The organism is Sphingomonas alba (assembly GCF_023516555.1).
GTDB classification, from domain to species: Bacteria; Pseudomonadota; Alphaproteobacteria; order Sphingomonadales; family Sphingomonadaceae; genus Sphingomicrobium; species Sphingomicrobium album.
In genome coordinates, this window is record NZ_JAMGBD010000002.1 from 64,261 (window position 1) to 82,740 (window position 18,480).

General features: G+C 63.7%; 16 protein-coding genes and 1 tRNA gene. 6 read left to right on the top strand and 11 right to left on the bottom strand.

Features of this window, described 5'->3' with window-relative positions:
- Positions 1-33: 33 nt before the first annotated feature.
- Complete coding sequence (locus tag LZ536_RS10110) at positions 34-1,587, top strand: TadA family conjugal transfer-associated ATPase (protein WP_249848674.1); 1,554 nt, start codon at positions 34-36, stop codon at positions 1,585-1,587.
- On the opposite strand, the gene LZ536_RS10115 is transcribed toward LZ536_RS10110, so the two are convergent.
- The 5 genes from LZ536_RS10115 to cpdR form a co-directional block, all read right to left on the bottom strand.
- Entirely contained in the window at positions 1,584-2,981 is a 1,398-nt protein-coding gene (locus LZ536_RS10115; protein ID WP_249848675.1) for an efflux transporter outer membrane subunit, read from the bottom strand. The genes LZ536_RS10110 and LZ536_RS10115 overlap by 4 nt on opposite strands.
- The gene (locus LZ536_RS10120; protein WP_249848676.1) at positions 2,978-6,166 is read right to left on the bottom strand and encodes an efflux RND transporter permease subunit; all 3,189 of its coding nucleotides are present in this window, start codon (positions 6,164-6,166) and stop codon (positions 2,978-2,980) included. Before LZ536_RS10120 ends, LZ536_RS10115 begins: the two co-directional genes overlap by 4 nt.
- A 3-nt stretch (positions 6,167-6,169) precedes the next feature.
- The gene (locus LZ536_RS10125) at positions 6,170-7,372 is read right to left on the bottom strand and encodes an efflux RND transporter periplasmic adaptor subunit (RefSeq protein ID WP_249848677.1); all 1,203 of its coding nucleotides are present in this window, start codon (positions 7,370-7,372) and stop codon (positions 6,170-6,172) included.
- Between the two features lie 204 nt (positions 7,373-7,576).
- Positions 7,577-7,651, bottom strand: a tRNA-Val gene (locus tag LZ536_RS10130).
- Positions 7,652-7,752: 101 nt separating this feature from the next.
- Positions 7,753-8,130, bottom strand: a complete 378-nt coding sequence (gene cpdR / locus LZ536_RS10135) for a cell cycle two-component system response regulator CpdR (RefSeq protein ID WP_249848678.1) — start codon at positions 8,128-8,130, stop codon at positions 7,753-7,755.
- A gap of 96 nt (positions 8,131-8,226) precedes the next feature.
- Here cpdR and LZ536_RS10140 point away from each other — a divergent pair, with 96 nt between their 5' ends.
- A complete protein-coding gene (locus tag LZ536_RS10140; RefSeq protein WP_249848679.1) occupies positions 8,227-9,063 on the top strand; it encodes an N-formylglutamate amidohydrolase in 837 nt (278 codons plus the stop codon).
- 210 nt (positions 9,064-9,273) lie between these two features.
- Here the strand turns inward: LZ536_RS10140 and LZ536_RS10145 are convergent, their stop codons facing one another.
- Positions 9,274-10,068, bottom strand: a complete 795-nt coding sequence (locus LZ536_RS10145; protein WP_249848680.1) for a SapC family protein — start codon at positions 10,066-10,068, stop codon at positions 9,274-9,276.
- Between the two features lie 184 nt (positions 10,069-10,252).
- Here LZ536_RS10145 and LZ536_RS10150 point away from each other — a divergent pair, with 184 nt between their 5' ends.
- The 3 genes from LZ536_RS10150 (at position 10,253) to yghU (ending at position 13,180) form a co-directional block, all read left to right on the top strand.
- Positions 10,253-10,684: a hypothetical protein gene (locus LZ536_RS10150; RefSeq protein ID WP_249848681.1), complete on the top strand. Its 432-nt coding sequence runs from the start codon at positions 10,253-10,255 to the stop codon at positions 10,682-10,684.
- Positions 10,685-10,773: 89 nt separating this feature from the next.
- Positions 10,774-12,111, top strand: a complete 1,338-nt coding sequence (locus LZ536_RS10155; protein WP_249848682.1) for a DEAD/DEAH box helicase — start codon at positions 10,774-10,776, stop codon at positions 12,109-12,111.
- 169 nt (positions 12,112-12,280) lie between these two features.
- Positions 12,281-13,180 carry a glutathione-dependent disulfide-bond oxidoreductase gene (gene yghU / locus LZ536_RS10160; protein ID WP_249848683.1) on the top strand — a complete coding sequence of 300 codons (900 nt, stop codon included), beginning with the start codon at positions 12,281-12,283 and terminating at the stop codon, positions 13,178-13,180.
- On the opposite strand, the gene tgt is transcribed toward yghU, so the two are convergent.
- Positions 13,177-14,304, bottom strand: a complete 1,128-nt coding sequence (gene tgt, locus LZ536_RS10165) for a tRNA guanosine(34) transglycosylase Tgt (protein WP_249848684.1) — start codon at positions 14,302-14,304, stop codon at positions 13,177-13,179. The genes yghU and tgt overlap by 4 nt on opposite strands.
- A 50-nt stretch (positions 14,305-14,354) precedes the next feature.
- On the opposite strand from tgt, the gene LZ536_RS10170 reads away from it, so the two are divergent.
- Positions 14,355-15,305, top strand: a complete 951-nt coding sequence (locus tag LZ536_RS10170; RefSeq protein WP_249849206.1) for a 2OG-Fe(II) oxygenase — start codon at positions 14,355-14,357, stop codon at positions 15,303-15,305.
- Here the strand turns inward: LZ536_RS10170 and queA are convergent.
- The 4 genes from queA to LZ536_RS10190 are packed head-to-tail and all read right to left on the bottom strand — an operon-like array spanning position 15,293 to position 18,480.
- Positions 15,293-16,327, bottom strand: coding sequence for a tRNA preQ1(34) S-adenosylmethionine ribosyltransferase-isomerase QueA (gene queA, locus LZ536_RS10175; protein ID WP_249848685.1), 1,035 nt, complete (start codon positions 16,325-16,327; stop codon positions 15,293-15,295). The genes LZ536_RS10170 and queA overlap by 13 nt on opposite strands.
- Positions 16,327-17,031: a peptidylprolyl isomerase gene (locus tag LZ536_RS10180; RefSeq protein ID WP_249848686.1), complete on the bottom strand. Its 705-nt coding sequence runs from the start codon at positions 17,029-17,031 to the stop codon at positions 16,327-16,329. The genes queA and LZ536_RS10180 overlap by 1 nt, the downstream gene beginning before the upstream one ends.
- A 55-nt stretch (positions 17,032-17,086) precedes the next feature.
- On the bottom strand, positions 17,087-17,581 hold the full coding sequence (gene coaD, locus LZ536_RS10185) for a pantetheine-phosphate adenylyltransferase (protein ID WP_249848687.1): 495 nt from the start codon (positions 17,579-17,581) through the stop codon (positions 17,087-17,089).
- Positions 17,578-18,480, bottom strand: coding sequence for a polyprenyl synthetase family protein (locus LZ536_RS10190; RefSeq protein ID WP_249848688.1), 903 nt, complete (start codon positions 18,478-18,480; stop codon positions 17,578-17,580). Before LZ536_RS10190 ends, coaD begins: the two co-directional genes overlap by 4 nt.

Here is an 18,480-nt window from a genome sequence, read left to right on the forward strand (position 1 = left end):
CGTTCTTCCGCGGACAAACGGGACTGATAGGCAATGAACGCATTCGGCAAGCGCAACGGAATGGGCGGCGGCAACTCGCAACGCCCGCAGTTCGGCGTCGCGCGCCCAATGAAGGCGGGCCCGGGCTCGGCTGCTTCGAAGGAGCCGCAAGAGGTCGAAGGCGGCGAGCAATTCCCGCCAATCGACGATCTGAACGCCGCGCCTGATTCACCATCGCCAGAAGCTCCTCCTCCGCCGCCCAACGGGCACGCGATGGGCGCCCTCGACAAGCTCAACCAGCGCCAGAACGCAAGCGGCGAGGCCGCTAGCAGCAAGACGGAAGGCTTCGAGGCTTCTGTTCACCGCATCAAGGAGCAGGTGCTTCCCCGACTTCTGGAGCGTGTTGACCCGGAAGCCGCGGCGACGCTCGGCAAGGACGAGCTTGCTGAAGAATTCCGCCCGATCATCTCCGAAGTGCTCATCGAGCTGAAGATCAACCTCAACCGCCGCGAGCAATTCGCACTGGAAAAGGTGCTGGTCGACGAACTGCTCGGCCTCGGGCCGCTCGAAGAATTGCTTGCCGACCCGGCCGTCAGCGACATCATGGTCAACGGTCCGAACCAGACGTTCGTCGAGCGCAAGGGCAAGCTGGAAGTCGCGCAAATCCAGTTCCGCGACGAGGAACATCTGTTCCAGATCGCCCAGCGTATCGTCAACAAGGTCGGCCGCCGCGTCGACCAGACAACGCCGCTGGCCGACGCCCGCCTTCAGGACGGCAGCCGCGTCAACGTCATCATTCCGCCGCTGTCGCTGCGCGGCACCGCCATCTCCATTCGTAAGTTTTCCGAGAAGCCGATCACGCTCGATATGATGCGCGGCTTCGGCTCGATGTCGGAGAAGATGGCGACGGTCCTGAAGATCGCCGGCGCCAGTCGCATGAACATCGTTATCTCCGGCGGTACCGGCTCGGGTAAGACGACGATGCTGAACGCACTCTCCAAGATGATCGACCCGGGCGAGCGCGTGATCACCATCGAAGACGCGGCCGAACTTCGGCTGCAGCAGCCGCACTGGCTGCCACTGGAAACGCGCCCGGCGAACCTCGAGGGCCAGGGCGCGATCACCATCCGCGACCTCGTCATCAACGCTCTACGTATGCGCCCTGACCGCATCATCCTGGGCGAAATTCGCGGGCCCGAGTGTTTCGACCTCCTGGCCGCGATGAACACGGGCCACGACGGCTCGATGGCTACGCTCCACTCCAACAGCCCGCGTGAATGCCTGGCTCGTATGGAGAACATGGTGATGATGTCGGACATCAAGGTGCCGAAGGAAGCGATTTCCCGCCAAATCGCCGACTCGGTCGACCTCATCGTCCAGGTCAAGCGCCTGCGCGACGGCTCGCGCCGGACGACCAACATCACCGAAGTGGTGGGCATGGAAGGCGATGTGATCGTCACCCAGGAGCTGTTCAAATTCGAGTATCTCGACGAGACGGCCGACGGCAAGATCGTCGGCGAATATCGCTCGATGGGCCTGCGTCCCTACACGCTCGAAAAGGCCAAGCAGTTCGGCTTCGACCAGCCGTACCTGGAAGCCAGCCTCTAAGGGCGCGCTGCCGCCGGCGGCTCCAGGGAGTCGCCGCCAAGGGTCTGATAGATATCCACCAGATTGCGCGCCGCCGTTAGCTTGGCGCTTACCAGCGATTGCTGCGCGGTATAATAGGCGCGCTGCGAGACCAAGGTTGCGAGGAAGTCGTCGATACCGGCGCGATAACGTGCATCGGTGAGCGCAAAGGCATCCGCCGCGGCCGAATTCTGCTTCTCGCGCGCCGCAAGCTCCTGGGCCATGGTCCCGCGTCGCGCCAGCGCATCGGAAACCTCGCGGAACGCTGTCTGGATCGCCTTCTGGTAGGTCGCGAGCGCCGCGTCCCGCTGCGCCTCAGTCAGGCGGACATTGGCGCGCCCTGCCCCGGCGTTAAAGATCGGATAGGTGGCGCTGATCGGGCCGGAGAAGCCGAAGGCGCCACCACTGAACAGTCCCCCCAGCGAGGTGCTTGCCAGGCCGAGCAGGCCGGTCAGCGAAATGCGCGGGAACAGGGCGGCCCGGGCAGCGCCGATTTCGGCATTGGCAGCCCGAAGCTGATACTCAGCCTCGACAACGTCGGGCCGGCGCAGGAGCACGTAGGAATCGACGCCCGCTGGCAATTCGACGACGGTGCCGAAAGCTTCGTCGATCGAGTTCGAAAGCAGCTTCGCCTCGAACGGGGCGCCGACCAGCAGTTGCAACAGGTTGATGTCCTGGGCCACAGCCGTGGTCTGAACGGCGAGATCGGCCTGCGCCTGCGCCAGCACCTGTTCCGCCTGGCGAAGGTCCGTGCGTGGCGCAATGCCACCCTCCAACCTCGCACGGGTCAGTCGCACGCTGCGCTCGGCGCTTTCGGCCGTGTTTTTGGCGATCTGGAGCAGGCTGGAATCGGCAGCATGCGCCAGCCATGCGTCAGCGACGTCCGAGACGAGGGCGAGCCGGGTGGCGCGCGCCGCGGCTTCCGTCGCGAAGTAGCGATTGAGTTCGGCGTGGCTCAGCGACTTCAGGCGGCCGAACAGGTCCAGTTCGAAGGCATTCACCCCGATGCCGGCCTGATAATTGGTTTCAACGGAGTCCGTGTCGGAGCCGGCGATAGTCACGCCCGCGCTGCCATTGACCTGCGGAAACTGCTGCGCACGCTGAATGCGATAACGCGCCCGGCCGGCGGCGATGTTGGCGGCGGCAACCTGCAGGTCGCGATTGTTGACCAGCGCCTGCTCGATCAGCGACTGCAGCCGGGGATCACGGAAGATTTGCCGGTAGGTGACGGCGGGAAGCGACGCCTCACTCTGGCGTAGATAAGCGTCTCCGGCGGGCCAGGAGGCGGGGATTGCCGGCGTCGGCTGGAGATAGGCCGGCTCCATCGACGCACAACCGGTCGCGAGGATGGCAAGGAACGCTGCCGACCGCGTCATGATGCTTCGGCCTTTCGCTGGCGCCTGCGCTCGCGGAGTGCAGCAAGCCCGTCACGGACGCCGCGCCGCACCAGCACAAAGAAGAGCGGAATGTAGAAGAGCGCCAGAGCGGTCGCCGTGATCATTCCGCCGATCACCGAGGTGCCGATGGCGATGCGGCTGTTGGCGCCCGCACCGGTCGAAATGGCGAGCGGCAGGACGCCGAAAATGAAAGAGAAGCTGGTCATCAGGATCGGCCGGAGCCGGATGCGGGCTGCCTCGATGGCGGCATCGATAACCCTCTTGCCTTCTCGTTCGGCCCGTTCGGCGAATTCGACCATGAGGATGGCGTTCTTCGCCGACAGCCCCATGGTCGTGATCAGACCGACCTGAAGGTAGACGTCGTTCTGTAGGCCACGGAGCGTCACCGCGAAGATCGAGCCGACGAGGCCGAGCGGAACAACCAGCAGAACCGCCACCGGAATCGACCAGCTTTCGTAGAGGGCGGCGAGGCACAGGAAGACCACGATCAGCGAGATGGCGTAGAGGATCGGGGCCTGACCCGAAGACAGCCGCTCCTGATAGGATTGACCTGCCCAAGCCACCGAAACGCCGGGGATCTTGTCCGCCAATTCCTCGATCCGCTGCATGGCGTCGCCGGAGCTTACGCCCGTCGCGCCCTGTCCTTGCAGTTCATAGGAGGGATAGCCCTGGAAGCGCGAAAGGCTGGTCGGGGTCGTTTTCCAACCGGTTTGCGCAAAGGACGAGAACGGCACCATCTCGCCGCGAGAATTGCGCACGAACCATTGGTCGATGTCGGATGGCGCCGCGCGGTAGGGCGCATCCGCCTGGACGTAGACACGCTTCACGCGGCCGCGATCGATGAAGTCGTTGACGTAGCGGCCGCCCCAGGCGGTCGAGATTGTGCTGTTGACGTCGCTGGCGTTGAGCCCAAGTGCGGCCAGCCGCTCCTGATTGATGTCGACCGTGAGGCTGGCGACGTCCGGGAGCTCGGTCGGTCGGACCGACGTCAGCTTGGGATCAGTCGATGCCTGCGCCAGCAGCTTGTCGCGGGCGGCCTGGAATTCCTCCGCGCTCATCCCGCTCGTATTTTGGAGCTCGACCGTGAAGCCGGTCGACTGTCCAAGGCCGCGGATGGCACCTGGGACGAGGGCGAAAACCTGAGCATCGCGTAGGCCGTGGAATGCGCCGGAAGCGCGCTCGACAACGGCGTCGGCGGCGTTCTGCTTGCCCTTGCGCTTGTCATAGTCGGCGAGATTGATGAACGCCTGGCCCGTGTTCTGCCCCGCCGCGCCCTGCCCACCCCCCGCGACCGAGAAGAAGGTACGGATATTGTCCTTGTCCTGGCCGTGAAGAAAGTAATCCTCCACCTTCAACTGGACTTCATGTGTGCGGGACATGGTGGCGCCTGAGGGCAGGCGGTACTGAACCAGCGCCGAGCCTTGATCCTCCGTCGGCAAGAACCCCGTCGGCAGGCGAACGAACAAACCGATCAGCAAAACACAGACACCGGCGTAGATCCCCAGCATCAGCCACTTCCGGTCGACGACCTTGCTGACGATGCCGACATACCAATCGACCAGCCGGTCGAAGCCGTCATTAAACTTGCGGCGGGCCGTCTCCATGCCATGTGCAACCTTCGGCGCGGCGCGGCCAACCCAGGTTTCCTCGACCGTCGCATGCGTGCGCTTGAGGAGGTTGGCGGCAATTGCCGGGCTGAGCGTCAATGCGACGAAGATCGACAGGGCCATGGCAGAGACGATGGTCGCCGCGAACTGACGGTAGATGACGCCGGTCGATCCGCCGAAGAAGATCATCGGCAGGAATACGGCCGAGAGAATTAGCGCGATGGCGATCAGCGCCATCTGAATCTGGCCCATCGACTCAATCGTCGCCTGGCGCGGCGTCATTTCCGGATTCTCGTGCATCAGCCGTTCGACATTCTCGACGACGACAATGGCATCGTCGACCAGCAGACCGGTCGCCAGCACCAAGCCGAACAGGGTCATGGTGTTGATCGAGAAACCAAGCCCATAAAGGATTGCGAAGGTGCCCAGCAGAACGACAGGAACGGCGATGAACGGGATGAGCGTCGCCCGCCAGCTCTGCAAGAAGACGAACATGACGAGGACGACGAGGATGATGGCCTCGAACAGTGACTTCACCACCTCGCTGACCGACAGCTTGATGAAGTCCGTGGAATCATTCGCGTAGGCGTAGTGGAAGCCCGCAGGCATGTTCGGCGCGATCTGCTCGACCTTGGCCTTTACCAGCTCGGCGGTCGTCAGCGCATTGGCCCCAGGCTCCAGGAAAATGCCCATGCCCGCGCCCGGGTGGCCGTTGACGCGGATGAGGGCCGCGTAATTCTCGGCGCCCAGTTCAATTCGCGCGACATCGCCGAGCAGCACTCGCGCCCCGGTGGTATCGGCTTTGACGATGATCTTGCTGAACTGCTCGGGTGTCTGCAGCCTCGACTGCGCCGTCACCGTCGCGTTGATCATCTGGCCTTCCGGCTGCGGCATGCCACCGACCTCGCCCGCCGCCACTTCCGTATTCTGGGCCGAAATTGCGCTGATCACGTCGCTTGGCATCAGCTGGAAACTCGCCAGCTTGTGAGGGTCGAGCCAGATGCGCATCGCATAGGGTGCGCCAAAGACGTTGACGTCGCCGACACCGTCGATACGCGACAGATCGTCCTGGAGGTTGGTCGTCAGCCAGTCGGAAACGTCGAAGTTCGTGGCCTTGTCGGTCTCGTCATAGACTCCGACGATCATCAGGAAGTCTGGCGATCCCTTGGTGACCGTAACACCCTGCTGCTGCACCTGTTGAGGCAGCCGGGCGAGCGCTTGCTGGACCTTATTCTGGACCTGCACCTGGGCAATGTCGGGGTTGATACCCTTTTCAAAGGTCGCGGAGATGTTGACCTGGCCACGCTGGGTGGATGACGACTGGAAGTAGAGCAGGCCGTCGATACCGGTCATCTGCCGCTCGAGCACCTGCGTGACACTGTTCTCAAGCGTCTCGGCCGATGCCCCGGGATAGGTGGCGCGAACGTTGATCTGGGTCGGGGCGACATCAGGATATTGGGCGACGGGCAGCTTGGTAATCGCGCCAATGCCAGAGAGCATGATGATGATCGCGATCACCCATGCGAAAATCGGACGCTCAATGAATAGGCGCGACATCCGTTAGCGCGACCCGCTCGGGCTCTTGGGCGCCGGTCCCACCTTCTGGGCCGAAGAAGCGGGGACCGGCTTGATGGGCGCGCCGTCGCGAAGGTTAGCCGTGCCTTGCGTGATGACCTTCTCGCCGGCCGCCAGCCCCTGCGTGACCACCCAATATTGGCCCATCGTCCGGTCCGCGACGACGACGCGCTGGACGGCGCGATTGCCTGTACCGACTATCCACAAAGTCGCATTGCCCTTGGGATCGCGGGTCACAGCCTGCTGCGGGACGAGGAAGGCGGTCGTGTTCACCGCCTGCGCGAACTGGGCCGTCACGAACATGCCGGGGAGCAGGATCGACTGCGGATTGGCGAAACGGGCGCGCAAGGTCACCGTGCCAGTGTCCTGGTTGACGACCACCTGGCTGAACTCGACGACCCCGGAGAAGCCATAGTCACTACCGTCCGGCAGTTTCAGCCGCACGGAAGCCGTTGTCGGCACGGTACCGCCCGCACTCAGCGATCGGCGCAATGCAAGCAGATCTGCCGCGGACTCCTGAATGTCGACGTAGACCGGGTCGAGCCGCGTGATCGTGGTCAGCGGGTCAGTCTGGTTAGCGGTGACAAGCGCGCCCTCGGTGACGCTCGACAGGCCAATCCGGCCCGTGATCGGCGCCGGAACGCGGGTGTAGCGCAAATTGATCTGGGCGGTCCGCAAGGCTGCATTATTCTGGGCGATCGAGGCCTCGGCCTGACGAGCTTGCGACAATGCGTCAGTGTAATCCTGCTTCGATACCGCCTCCATTTCCGCGAGCGGCTTGTAGCGGCTGGCCCGGGCACGAGCCGCGTCGGCGGTTGCCCGGGCGCTCTGCACATTGGCCGAGGCCTGTGAGACCTGGGCCTGATAGAGGCTGGGATCGATCTGGTAGAGGGTCTGCCCCTGCTGGACGATCGAGCCTTCCTGGAACAGGCGGCGGCGGATCACGCCCGATACCTGGGGCCTAACCTCAGACATCTGGTAAGCGGAGATACGCGCCGGAAGCTGCTGCTCGACCGGCGCCGTTCCCGGCTGGATGATGATGTATCCGACCTTGGCCGGGCCCTTTGGACCGTTGCGGCCATCCTTGTCGGCAGCGCTGTTGCCGCAACCGGCAACCAACAGCAGCGAGAGAAGCGCGGCCGTCGCGCGTAGAGTTGTCCGGTTTGGCTGAGGCCTGAGCTTAAGCATCGATTATGCGGATCCCGGCTACTGAATCGTTAGACGGCAAGGAGTGCCGCCTTTCGTCAATTCATTCGCTTTTGCAACCGACGTCAGAAAAATTGCGGACAAACGAGCCGCACGGTTCGACCGGCGGCGGCATCGTTACGGATCGCAAACGACATGCACGAAAATGCACTTGTGGTCGTCAACTTATTGGCAAAAAAGGGAAAATGGTGGGCGTGGCAAGGATTGAACTTGCGACCCCTGCGATGTCAACACAGTGCTCTACCACTGAGCTACACGCCCACTCGGCGGGCTATCTAGGGGTGTGCGATTAAAGGCGCAACCCGCTTTCGCCGCTAAAAATCGAAGATATTTGGACGCTTAGAGGCGCCCGGGCAATCCGTTCAGAGACGGCCGTGCTGGTCCTCGCTTTGGAACATGCGATCGACTTCCGCCACCAGGTCCTTGAGGTGGAAGGGCTTGGAAAGAAGCTTGGCCTCGGGAGCCGTGCGGCCGCTCTGAAGGGCCACGGCCGCAAAGCCCGTAATGAACATGACGCGGATCGCCGGATCGATGGCGCTGGCCTTCTGGGCAAGCTCGATCCCGTCCATTTCCGGCATGACGATATCGGTGAGGAGCAGGTCGTAGCGTCCCGCTTCGAGCAGCGGCATGGCTTCGGTGCCGCAACCCACGGCCTCGACCTCATAGCCGACGCGAATCAGCGCGCGCTGCAGATACTCGCGCATGGACGTGTCGTCCTCTGCAAGCAGGATACGGATCATGGTGCCTCTCTATGCGCCCAACGCACGGGATTTTCCAGCGGGTCCAGGGAACTGATGCATTGATGTCCATTTCTGGCACGCATAGGTTTAGGAAGCTTGGAACGCTCGCCTCTCCCCCCGCCGATTGTCCACCAATCGCGCGCCACTGTTCCGGTGCTGCTCTCGGTGCCGCATTCGGGGCGCGAATATCCACAATGGCTGATCGCCAACGCTGCTACCGGGCGGGCCGGGCTGGAAAGCCTCGAAGATCCTCTGGTCGACAGGGTGGTCTGGCGGGCGCTGGCGAGAGGCATTGGCGCCGTGATCGCCCGCACGCCCAGGGCAGCCATCGATTGCAATCGCGCCGCCGACGAAACTGACCCACTGGTGATCTCTGATTCAGTCGGCGAGGCGACCAGCGCGCGAGCGCGCGGTGGACTCGGGATCGTTCCGTCGCGGGGGATGAAAGGGCGCTTGTGGCGCCGCCCGATTGACCAGGCCGAGCTGGATCTGAGGATCGCCAATGCGCATGCACCCTTTCACCAGGCGATCGGCGATGAACTGGAGCGCCTGGTTGCCCACCACGGCTGGGCGCTGCTCATCGACTGTCACTCCATGCCCCACCGTAACGGGCAGGCCGAGGTTGTTATTGGCGACCGCCACGGGGGCAGCGCCCTACCCTGGCTCTCCCAGGAGGCGGCGCGGATCGTTCGCCAGAACGGCTGGTCGGCTGCGCTCAACGACCCCTACGCCGGAGGTTACGTCGTCGAGCGTCATGGGCGGCCCGATCGCGGCGTTCATGCGCTGCAACTGGAAATCGATCGCAGCCGCTACCTGGACAGCGACCTGCGAAAGCCCGGCCCTGGCTTCGACAGAGCGGCAATCCTGATCGAACGCTTGGCGTTCGGGCTTGCGGAGGCACTAGGGGCGCCCAACGCCATCGCGGCGGAGTAGTCCGTCAAAAAAAGGCCATCCCGACAGCGCCGGGATGGCCGGAGTTCAGGGAGGAACGCACCACAAACGGTGCGCGAGCCGGCGGCCACTAGCGAAGGGGTACGCGAACCGCCGCCGGCCCAACTGAAGTGATACGGCGGGCCTGCGCATTCAAGCGATACCGGATCGCTCCGGCGCGCGGATGTCACGGTTCGGCAGTGCCGACGCGGATCAGGCGTCCGCGGTCTCCGGCAGCTTGGCGCCGGCCGGGCCCTTGCCCTGCTCAACCTGGCGCGCAAAAATCTCCCGGACCTGGCTTAGCGAGAAGAGGTGGGAGTAGAGCGCCGGAAGCATCCCGCTCTGGTTCATCTTCCGCAGTTCGTCACCGCGCAGATCGCGAAGCTTTTCCTCGTCAACCATTCGGAAGCCGCGATACAGGAACGGCTGGTCGACGCCCTCGGGTTGAATTGCCACTTCTCCGTCGATCAGCAAGCCCGACTTCTGAAGTTCGTCCATGAACGCCTGCGTGCGTTGGCCCGCAGTCTCGAACTGCTCGCAGAAGGCCAGGATGTTGCGGGTCGTCTCGGTCGGCTGGTCACCGTCGAAAAGGGCGGGTCCGTCCGCATCATCGGCGATCGAGCCCGAAGTCGGGTCGAAGCAAAGCGACAACTCGTCGGTGTCGGGACGCAGCTTGGCCAGCAGGAACGGATAGCGGCGCAGGTAGGCAGGGACGTAGGTGTTCTTCTCGAGCGGCCTGCCTGCCGCATCGAAGTAAGTGTTGACGCCCTCATTGAGGCCGAACAGCGCCAGCGGCACCGAATTCTCACCCGCCGAAAAGATGATCGGATAGTAACGCTGGACGATCGTGAATTCCTCGACCGTCACGGGCACGGCATGGATCTGGCCGACCTGCGGCAAATCATAACTCTTCCTGAGTTTCATATTACCGTGCTGGCCGGAATTGAGCGCGTCCAGGCTGTTGTAAAGCAAGGGAAGCGGGGCAGCGTTCGGCGCTTGGGTCGCCATGTAATCTTTCTCCATGCAAGGCCGGCGACACGCAACAGCGCACTTCAAACCGGCCTGAAAATTTCGGTAGCGAGCCTCTAGAAGCACGCCCATGCTTCCGCAAGCCCAAGGGCTGCCGCAAAAAATTCATCGACCGTTCAATCCCTCCCGTGCAACGCTTCGTCGCAGGATGGGCTTTCAATAGATGATCTTCGCCGGACTCCTGGGACTGCTGTCCGCGCTCTTTGCGGACAGCGCGGCCCCTGATGCGCCCAAGGAGGGCGTGCGGGTCATGACCGTCGAGGAGCGTCTGATCATCCGAGTGCCGGTCGCGCCACATCCGCGACGGCGCATTCATTGGGAGGAAGGGGATGATGGTCCCAAATGCCTGCAGGCAGACACTCTAGCCGGGGCATTCCTTTCCGGTCCCGATACCGTCGACTTCATCCTGCGTGGCCGGCAATTTGTCCGCGCTCGCCTGGACAGCGACTGCGAAGGGCTGGATTTCTATGGCGGGTTCTACGTCCAGCCCCAGGATCGTCGCATCTGCGCGAAACGCGATTCCATCAGTGTCAGGGCCGGCGGATCCTGCCGGATCGTCAAGTTCCACACATTGACTCCGCAGTTCGAACGCTAGGCTTTCCTTGACTTCCAGCGGCTTTGCCCGCATCCGCGCCGAGGCGCGTTGCGGCAGTCGCAGCGCCTTCTCTTTTTCCGGACTTTTCAATGAGCTTTGCCGACCTCGGCCTGTCTGACGAATTGCTGCGCGCGGTCGCTACCCGCGGCTATGGCGAGCCCACGCCCATCCAGAAGGGAGCGATTCCCTCTGTCCTGATGGGCAAGGATCTGATCGGCATCGCCCAGACCGGCACCGGCAAGACGGCTGCCTTCGTGCTGCCGATGATCGACGTGCTTGCCGAAGGCCGCACCCGAGCGCGGATGCCACGCAGCCTGATCCTTGAGCCCACCCGCGAGCTGGCGGCGCAGGTTGCGGAGAATTTCGAGAAATATGGCGTCCATCACAAACTGAGCATGGCGCTGCTGATCGGCGGCGTGCAGATGGGCGACCAGGTCAAGGCGCTTGAGAAGGGCGTCGACGTGCTGATCGCGACCCCCGGACGGCTGATGGACCTGTTCAGCCGCGGCAAGATCATGCTCAACGACTGCAGCCTTCTGGTGATCGACGAAGCCGACCGCATGCTCGACATGGGCTTCATCCCCGACATCGAGGACATCTGCACCAAACTGCCCAAGAGTCGGCAGACCCTGTTGTTCTCGGCGACCATGCCGCCGCCGATCAAGAAGCTGGCAGACAAGTTCTTAAGCGACCCGAAGACGATCGAGGTGGCGCGGCCCGCGACGGCGAACGTCAACATCGAGCAGCGGCTGGTCGACGTCCGTGGCGACAAGAAGCGGGAGACGCTGCGGGACATCCTGCGCGGCGAGGAATTCAAGAACGCCATTATCTTCGCCAACCGCAAGACGACCGTGCGAGAACTCTACACGAGCCTCAAGCGCTCGGGCTTTGCTGTCGGCCAGATTCACGGCGACATGGAACAGCCAGCCCGCATCGCCGAATTCGACCGTTTCAAGAAGGATGAGATCAATATCCTGGTCGCGTCCGACGTCGCCGCCCGCGGCCTCGACGTCAAAGGCGTCAGCCACGTCGTCAACTTCGACGTGCCTTGGCAACCTGACGATTACGTCCATCGCATCGGCCGCACTGGCCGGGCCGGCGCCAAGGGTATCGCAATCACGCTGGCGACGCGCGAGGACCGTGAGGCGGTCGCGGCCATCGAAAAGCTGGTCGGCCAGAAGATCGCCCGTTTCGGCAAGACCGACGAAAGGGCGGAGGCTCCGACAGCTACGCCTGCCCCTGTCAAGGCTAAGCCCGCCAAGAAGGCGGAGAAGGCCGAAAAACCTGCCCCCAAACCGGGGCGCAGGGCCGAGAAGGTTCGCGAGCCACGGCCTGAAGCGGCTCGCGAGAAGTCCCCGGTTATCGAGGACATGGCCGGCGAGTGGAACGGACCCATGCCGAGCTTTTTGGGCGTAAGCGCGTCCTAGTGCTCCTGCGGAGGCAGGAGCCCGGTCCGGCGAAGCCGCCTTTAGAAGACATCCCACATGAGCGCTACGCGCGACTGGGCCCCTGCCTTCGCAGGGGCACACGGATGTGCCTAGAAAGTCCCTGCGAGCATCCCTAATTGCGGCACCTGACGCGAAAGGGACCTGCAGCATGACCGAATACGTGCCTCCGAAGGTGTGGACCTGGGACCAGCCGAGCGGCGGACAGTTCGCCAACATCAATCGGCCGGTTGCGGGCACGACCCACGAGAAGGTATTGCCGGTCGGCAAGCACCCCTTCCAGCTCTATTCGCTGGCGACTCCCAATGGCCAGAAGGTCTCGATCATGCTCGAGGAGCTGCTCGAGAAGGGCCACAAGGGCGCGGAATATGACGCATGGCCGGTCCGCATCGGTGAGGGCGATCAGTTCTCCAGCGGCTTCGTCGACATCAATCCCAATTCGAAGATCCCTGCCCTGGTTGACCGCAGCGGCAATGAGCCGGTTCGCGTGTTCGAAAGCGGAGCCATACTGATCCATCTCGCCGAGAAGTTTGGCGAGTTCCTCCCTGCGGCAGGCCCGGCCCGCGCCGAGACCTTGTCATGGCTGATGTGGCAGATGGGGAGCGCCCCGTTCCTGGGCGGTGGTTTTGGCCACTTCTTCGCCTACGCGCCCAGCAAGATGGAATATCCGATCAATCGCTATGCGATGGAAGTGAAGCGCCAGCTGGACGTGCTGAACCGGCGGCTGGCGGAAAGCGAATATGTGGCTGGCCCCGACTATAGCATCGCCGATATCGCCATCTGGCCCTGGTATGGCGGCGTCGCGCTCAACCGCACCTATGAAGGCGCCAACGAATTCCTCGCCGTCCACGAATATGAGAACCTCATGCGCTGGGCGAGGCAGGTCGATCAGCGGCCCGGCGTGAAGCGCGGGCGGATCGTCAACAAGCTGACCGGCGATCCTTCCGAGCAGCTGCACGAGCGCCACGACGCAAGCGACTTCGAATTGCGAACTCAGGACAAACTGACCCCAGCCGACGAGACTGAGGGGGCCAAGGACGACGCAATCTAGGCTTTGGCGCGATAGCGGCCGAGGAATTCCTCGGCGTGCGCGTTGAATCGCCGCCCGGCAACCGCGTCGCGGAGGCCCTGCATCAGGCGCTGGTAGAACCAGAGGTTATGTTCGGTCATCAACATCGCGCCGAGAATCTCGCCCGAACGGACGAGGTGGTGGACGTAGGCGCGTTCGTAGGTCGTGCAGGTCGGGCACGGGCAATCCTGTTCCAGCGGCTCACGGTCTTCCGCAAACTTGGCGTTGCGGATGTTGATCGGACCGTCGGAGGTAAAGGCTTGGCCGGTGCGGCCTGAGCGGGTCGGCAAAACGCAGTCGAACATGTCGATGCCGCGCCGTACCGCCTCGACAATGTCGTCGGGCTTGCCGACCCCCATCAGGTATCGGGGCTTGCCCGCAGGCAGCTGGCCGGGCGCGAAATCAAGGCAGCCGAGCATGGCTTGCTGCCCCTCTCCGACGGCTAGGCCGCCGACCGCGTAGCCGTCGAAGCCAATGTCGATGAGGCCATCGGCGGAGGTACGGCGGAGGCCTTCGTCAAGCGCGCCCTGCTGAATGCCGAACAGCGCGGCCCGTTCGGCATGCTCGCCGCCGCGATCGAACTCTTCCCTGGAGCGCTTCGCCCAGCGGATTGAGCGACCCATTGCCTCGCGCTGCGCTTGCGGCGTTGAGGTCGTCGGGACCAGCTGGTCGAATTGCATGACGATATCCGAGCCGAGCAGTCGCTGTACCTCAATCGAGCGCTCCGGCGACAGCATGTGGCGCGAACCGTCGAGATGGCTGGCGAAGGACACGCCCTCCTCGCTGACCTTGGTGAGCTCGCTGAGGCTCATGACCTGATAGCCGCCGCTGTCGGTGAGGATTGGCCGCTCCCACCCCATGAAGCCATGAAGCCCGCCCAGCCTGGCGACGCGTTCTGCGCCCGGGCGAAGCATGAGGTGATAGGTGTTGCCGAGGATGATGTCGGCGCCCGAGCCACGAACATCGCACGGTTTCATCGCCTTGACCGTGGCCGCCGTCCCCACCGGCATGAAAGCAGGGGTACGGATTTCGCCGCGCTGCATGGCGATCGTGCCGGTGCGCGCGGCCCCGTCGGTAGCGGCGATAGAGAAGGCGAACCGGGTCATCGGAGCGCCTCCTAGCGGCTAGTGGCGGGCGCGGCTACACAGTGGCCGTCATGTCATCGCAGCAATATCTGACCCTCAACGACCGCCTTGAATCCGGCGACAAGACTGCCGCGCTCGAAATGCTGTCGCTGGCCGCGTCCGGCGATCCCGATGCCTTGTTCAAAGCCTCCGAGCTCTCGTTGCGTGGCATGGCGGGCGCGGTCGACCTCAAGGCGGCTTTCGACCTCATGCGATCGGCCGCGGCCAAGGGGCATGAAGAAGCGAAGCGGGCGGAGGCCTATTTCACGGCGGCGGGAATCGGCACCCAAAGCAATCCCGCCAAGGCCCGGCGAATGTTGGAGCACCTCGCCGGCCATGATCGCTTCGTGGCCGTCCAGCTTGCCTTCCTCAACCATGTCAAATGCGGCGAGCGCGTAAGGTCCGCGCCGCGGCAGCTCGTGTCCTCCGACCCCCATATCGAAGTCGTCCAAGGCCTCTTCAGCCCTGAGGAGTGCAGATACATCCAGTTGGTCGCCAGTCCATGGATGGAGCCGGCCATGATCTATGCGGCGGACGGCGGCCACCTGCGCGATCCACACCGCGATAGCGACAATATGGTGGTGACGCCGATGGCTGAGGACCTGGTGATCCAGGCAGTCAACCATTGCATCGCAAACGCCTCTGGGACCCGATATGCCTGGGGCGAGCCCCTGCACGTCCTCCGCTACGGGCCCAGCCAGCAATATCGTCCACATCATGACGCCCACGCATTCGGCCCGCCGGAGAAACGCCGGGTTGCCACCGCACTCATTTATCTGAACGACGCCTACGAGGGCGGCGAGACCAACTTCCCGGAGGTCGGCGTGACGGTGCGCGGCGCGGTCGGCGATATGCTGATCTTTCACAATCTGACCGCCGACCGGATGCCGGACCCGCGCATGACCCATGCCGGCCTGCCAGTCACGCGCGGCGAGAAATGGCTGGCAACACGCTGGATTCGCAGCAGCAACTATTTCGGATGAGGCAGCAGCAGGCTGGAATCCCCGTAGGAATAGAAACGGTAGCCTTCTCGAATGGCGTGGGCATAGGCCGACTTCATGACGTCGAGCCCCATCAGGGCGCTTACCAGCATGAACAGCGTCGATTTTGGCAGGTGAAAGTTGGTCATCAAGCCGTCGACCACCCTGAACCGGTATCCGGGGGTGATGAAGATCGCGGTGTCCCCCTCAAACGGACGAATGACTCCGTCATCGTTCGCCGCGCTTTCGAGCAGGCGGAGTGATGTGGTGCCCACGGCGATCAGTCGGCCGCCCTCTGCACGCGCCTTGTTCAGGCGTTCGGCAGTCTCGGCGTCGATGCGGCCCCATTCGGCATGCATGCGGTGCTCGTCCGTGTCCTCGACCTTGACCGGCAGAAAGGTGCCCGCGCCGACGTGCAGGGTCAGGGTTTCGCGCGCGACCCCGGCCGCGTCGAGCTCGGCAATCAGCCGGTCGGTGAAATGCAAAGCGGCGGTGGGGGCAGCGACGGCACCTTTCTCCCGCGCGAACATGGTCTGGTAGTCGCCCCGGTCTGCTTCGTCGGCGGCCCGCTTCCCGGCAATGTATGGCGGAAGCGGCATGCGACCCGCTCGCTCCAAGAGGATTTCGACTGGATCTTCGCCGTGGAAATGTAACAGGACCGAGCCGTCGTCGGCCTTTTCGACGACCGACGCCGTGACGTCGGCACCAAACTCGATACGGTCACCGGCCTTCAGCCGCTTGGCGTTGCGGATGAAGGCCCACCAACTGCGGAGCCCCTCACGCTTGTGAAGGGTGGCGCCGATGCTCGCCTCGCCGCGCCTGCCCTCAAGTTGGGCCGGGATAACGCGGGTGTCGTTGAAGACGAGAATGTCACCGCGCCGAAGCAGCCGCGGCAGATCGAGGACCGCTTTGTCGGTGATGCGATCACCTTCGACCAGCAGGAGGCGCGCGGAATCACGCGGCCTGGCGGGCCTTAGGGCGATCCGGTCCTGGGGAAGCTCGAAATCGAACTGGTCGACGCGCATCAGCCGCCGGTCGCCGGCTCTTCTTTCGGCTTCTCGGCAGGCTGCGCCACCGGTTGGTCAGGGGCCTGGGCCTGTGGTGCCGGAGCGGCGGCGGCAGCCGCTGCACTAGCCGGCGCAGGCGGCATCGGCCCATCCAGCCATGCGCGAACGATCTTGGTCGGCTGGGGCGGCGGTTCGCCGGGCGCAATCTGGTCGACATATTGCATGCCCGAGATGACGCGGCCGAGCGCTGTATATTTGTGGTCCAGCGTCATGGTCGGCCCCAGCATGATGAAGAACTGGCTGTTGGCGCTATTCACATCTTCGGCACGGGCCATTGAAAGTACGCCGCGCATGTGCGGCAGGTTGTTGAACTCGGCCTGCAAGTTGGGAAGCTGGGAATCGCCGCTGCCGGTCCCGGTGGGATCGCCGCCCTGCGCCATGAAGCCAGGGATGACGCGGTGAAAGATGGTGCCGTTGTAGAAGCCGGTCATCGCCAGCGTCTGGATACGGCGGACGTGATTGGGTGCCAGGTCCGGGCGGAGCAGGATGACGACCGTGCCGCCGTTCGACAGCTCGATGTTGAGATGATTGGCGGGATCGGCGGCAATCTCGGCAGGCGGGTTGATGTTGAATGCCGGGGCGGCCGCGACAGGCGCAGGAGCCGGCTTGGCCGCAATCAAGGCAAGCGCAACAAAAGGCAATGCGAACAAGGATTTGGACATCAATAACTCCCGCCCCGAAGGTGCTCGCGCCCTTAGCGCAGCTTCGGTCCCTAGACTAGCCCGCCAGCTTGGCTTTCACGTCGGCGGCGACCGACGGAGTGACAAACTTGCGGATATCGCCGCCATAACGGGCGATTTCTTTCACCAGCCTTGACGCAATCGGCTGGAGGGCGACGTCGGCCATCAGGAAGACGGTTTCGATATCGTCATTCAGTTGCTGGTTCATGCCAGCCATCTGGAACTCATATTCGAAGTCCGCGACGGCGCGCAGGCCGCGAAGAATGATAGTTGCCCCCTGGCTTTCGGCGAAGTCCATCAACAGGGAATCGAACTCGACCACGTCGATGTTCGGCGCCAGGCCGGCGACCTCGCGGCGGACCATTTCGAGCCGCTCGGCAACCGTAAACATCGGTTCCTTGGAAGGATTGGTGGTGACACCGACGACCAGCTTGTCGACGAGGTGCGCCCCGCGGCGAATGATGTCGATATGGCCCAGGGTCATCGGGTCGAAGGTGCCCGGATAGACGCCCACGTGCGGACGGTGGCTCATCGGTCGCGCTCCGTGACGAAAGCTGCAATGGCGCGCAGCAGGTCTGCCTCCGAGCCATGGTTCGAAAGATGTTCAACCGCCTGCTCGACGAGCATTTCCGCCTGCTGGCGGGCGCGATCGGGGCCGAGCAAGGAGACGATGGTCGCCTTGCCCGAAGCGGCGTCCTTCCCGACTCGTTTGCCGGCGGCGGCCGCATCTCCACTGTGATCGATCAGATCGTCAGCGATTTGGAAGGCGAGGCCGATGTTACGAGCATATCCGCGATAGGGCGTGCGAGCCTCGGCAGGGAGGCGGGCCATGATGCAGGCCGCCTCAACCGCAAACTCGATCAGGGCGCCCGTCTTGAGCTGCTGAAGCCGGGTGACCGCCTGGAGATCGAGCGCCTCACCTTCGGCGGCGAGGTCCATCATTTGGCCCCCGGCCATGCCGGACGGGCCGGCCGCGCGGGCGAGGTCGAGAGTCAGGGCCGCGCGGACGAATGGGTCCTCATGGGTCTCATGATCAGACAAAATCTCGAATGCCATGGCGTGCAGACTGTCGCCCGCGAGAATGGCCGTCGCCTCGTCGAACGCCCTGTGCACGGTCGGCTTACCGCGACGCATGTCGTCATTGTCCATGCACGGAAGATCGTCATGGATCAGCGAATAAACGTGGATCGCCTCGATCGCCGCGCCAACACGGATGGCCCTGCGCTCGTCGATCGCAAAGAGGCGTGCAGATGCTACCGCGAGCAACGGCCGAAGGCGTTTGCCGCCGCCGATCGCGGCGTGGCGCATGGCCTCGAAAAGCTTGTCACGGCTATCGCCGGGCGGACGAAGCAGGTGGGCGAAAATCGCATCGACCGCCCGTGAAACACGCCTCGACTCCAGGTCGATGGCGGCCTTGGGCCGGTCAAGCAT

What these genes read in the sequence shown, in the direction of transcription:
- LZ536_RS10155 (WP_249848682.1), top strand. Translation starts at nt 10,774, where the DNA reads ATGAGCTTTGCCGACCTCGGCCTGTCTGACGAATTGCTGCGCGCGGTC.
- queA (WP_249848685.1), bottom strand. Translation starts at nt 16,327, where the DNA reads ATGCGCGTCGACCAGTTCGATTTCGAGCTTCCCCAGGACCGGATCGCC.
- LZ536_RS10110 (WP_249848674.1), top strand. Translation starts at nt 34, where the DNA reads ATGAACGCATTCGGCAAGCGCAACGGAATGGGCGGCGGCAACTCGCAA.
- tgt (WP_249848684.1), bottom strand. Translation starts at nt 14,304, where the DNA reads ATGACCCGGTTCGCCTTCTCTATCGCCGCTACCGACGGGGCCGCGCGC.
- LZ536_RS10145 (WP_249848680.1), bottom strand. Translation starts at nt 10,068, where the DNA reads ATGGCGACCCAAGCGCCGAACGCTGCCCCGCTTCCCTTGCTTTACAAC.
- yghU (WP_249848683.1), top strand. Translation starts at nt 12,281, where the DNA reads ATGACCGAATACGTGCCTCCGAAGGTGTGGACCTGGGACCAGCCGAGC.
- LZ536_RS10120 (WP_249848676.1), bottom strand. Translation starts at nt 6,166, where the DNA reads ATGTCGCGCCTATTCATTGAGCGTCCGATTTTCGCATGGGTGATCGCG.
- LZ536_RS10150 (WP_249848681.1), top strand. Translation starts at nt 10,253, where the DNA reads ATGATCTTCGCCGGACTCCTGGGACTGCTGTCCGCGCTCTTTGCGGAC.
- LZ536_RS10125 (WP_249848677.1), bottom strand. Translation starts at nt 7,372, where the DNA reads ATGCTTAAGCTCAGGCCTCAGCCAAACCGGACAACTCTACGCGCGACG.
- cpdR (WP_249848678.1), bottom strand. Translation starts at nt 8,130, where the DNA reads ATGATCCGTATCCTGCTTGCAGAGGACGACACGTCCATGCGCGAGTAT.
- LZ536_RS10190 (WP_249848688.1), bottom strand. Translation starts at nt 18,480, where the DNA reads ATGCTTGACCGGCCCAAGGCCGCCATCGACCTGGAGTCGAGGCGTGTT.
- LZ536_RS10170 (WP_249849206.1), top strand. Translation starts at nt 14,355, where the DNA reads ATGTCATCGCAGCAATATCTGACCCTCAACGACCGCCTTGAATCCGGC.
- LZ536_RS10115 (WP_249848675.1), bottom strand. Translation starts at nt 2,981, where the DNA reads ATGACGCGGTCGGCAGCGTTCCTTGCCATCCTCGCGACCGGTTGTGCG.
- LZ536_RS10180 (WP_249848686.1), bottom strand. Translation starts at nt 17,031, where the DNA reads ATGTCCAAATCCTTGTTCGCATTGCCTTTTGTTGCGCTTGCCTTGATT.
- coaD (WP_249848687.1), bottom strand. Translation starts at nt 17,581, where the DNA reads ATGAGCCACCGTCCGCACGTGGGCGTCTATCCGGGCACCTTCGACCCG.